Origin of the sequence: Cognatilysobacter lacus (genome assembly GCF_008274655.1) — a bacterium.
Lineage (GTDB): Bacteria > Pseudomonadota > Gammaproteobacteria > Xanthomonadales > Xanthomonadaceae > Cognatilysobacter > Cognatilysobacter lacus.
The window spans coordinates 1-1,677 of the sequence record NZ_VTRV01000260.1 but is presented as its reverse complement, the minus strand read 5'-3'; the positions used below and the strand labels follow the sequence as shown (position 1 = coordinate 1,677).

At 68.3% G+C, this 1,677-nt stretch carries 2 protein-coding genes; both read right to left on the bottom strand.

Annotated elements, in window-relative coordinates; all coding sequences use genetic code 11:
- Positions 1-959, bottom strand: a 959-nt coding sequence (locus FW784_RS13910) for a 1-deoxy-D-xylulose-5-phosphate synthase N-terminal domain-containing protein (protein WP_235893694.1), incomplete at its 3' end; no start/stop codon positions are given.
- 93 nt (positions 960-1,052) lie between these two features.
- The coding region (locus FW784_RS14545) for a hypothetical protein (RefSeq protein ID WP_205123632.1) at positions 1,053-1,677 on the bottom strand (625 nt) is incomplete at its 5' end.

Genomic DNA, 1,677 nt, shown 5'->3' with positions numbered 1-1,677 from the left:
TTCCGGGCGCCGGTCTTGGCGACCATGCCCTTCGCCGGATCGAACGGCGACACGGCGTGGTAGCCGATCTGGTCGCCTTCGGCGAGTTCGTAGCCCTTGCCCTTGGTCGTGATGATGTGCAGCAGCTGCGGGCCCTTCAGCCCCTTCAGCGTCTTCATGGTGGCGACGAGCGCTGCCATGTCGTGGCCGTCGATCGGGCCGGTGTAATGGAAGCCGAGTTCCTCGAACAGGGTGGACGGCACGAACATGCCTTTCCAGTGCTCTTCCCAGCGACGCACGAATTTCGCCGCGCCCTTGTTCTTGTCACCGAGCAGCTTCTTGCCGCCTTCGCGTAGCGCGTTGAGCGCGCGGCTGCCGCTGAGCCGACCCAGCATCTTGGTCAGCGCGCCGACGTTCTCGCTGATCGACATCTGGTTGTCGTTGAGCACCACCAGCAAGTTCGGCTCGGGATCCATGCCGCCAGCGTGGTTCATCGCCTCGAACGCCATGCCCGCGGTCATCGCGCCGTCGCCGATGACGGCGACCACCTTGCGGTCGTCGCCCCGCGCCTGCAGCGCGATCGCCATGCCGAGCGCGGCGGAGATCGACGTCGAGCTGTGGCCCACGCCGAAGGTGTCGTATTCCGATTCGTCGCGCTTGGGGAAGGGCGCGAGGCCATCCTTCTGCTTGACCGTCTGGATGGTGTCGCGGCGCCCGGTCAGGATCTTGTGCGGATACGTCTGGTGGCCAACGTCCCACACCAGCCGGTCATTCGGTGTGTCGAACAGCCAGTGCAGCGCGACGGTCAGTTCGATGACGCCCAGGCCCGCGCCGAAGTGCCCGCCCACCAGCGCCACCTGCTCGATCAGGTAGGCCCGCAGCTCGTCCGCGACCGCCTGCAACTCGCTCTCGTCGAACGCGCGCAGGTCGGCCGGGGTATCGATGCGGGACAGGCGCGGGTAGAGCTGCGGATCAATCATGGGGCCAGCCGGTAAAGCGAACCCCGCATTGTCCCGCCCGCAGGTATCCAGCGGCAAGGCGGGCTGTTTAGCGCGCGCTGGGCGTAGTGACGGTCAGCGGCCGCGTAGCCGCCCGAAAAGACCGCCGGACTTGGAAGCGTCGGGTTCGGGGTCGGGCTCGCGGTAGGGTTCGGCGAACCCGGTCGCAAGCGACGCGTTGACGAAGTCCGCAACGTCGACTTCCGGGACGTGGCTGGCTTCCGCGATTTCACCGACGGTAGCCGGGCCTTTCATCATCGCGGTGGCGATGCGGAAGTGCTTGGGGAACTCGCGTTCGGTCTGGGGCCACTTGGTGAGTTTGAAGCGCTCGTCCGGCCCGTACCCGGCCACCAGCCGCCCTTCGCCGGCGAGCAGCGCGCCGAACCAGATCAGGCGGGCGAGGGCCTGCGGCGCGCCGAGCGCGGCGGTCTGCGCAGTCCAGACATCAGCCGAAACGGCTTCGAAATCGGCGAGCGCTGCGTTGCGCTTGAACAGGGGCGCGGTCGCCTTGAGCGTCGACGGGCCGAAATACTGGCGCTGGTCGGCGTCGATCAGGACGGAAGCCGCGCCGTCGGAGAAGCGCACGCGGCCGCGGACACGCCCCGACGCGAGCCATTCGGCAAGCGTCTGCGGCTCTGCCGAGCGCGTCGGTGCAGGCGCGACCACCGCAGGGGCGACGGCAGCGGGAGCGGCGGCGGCC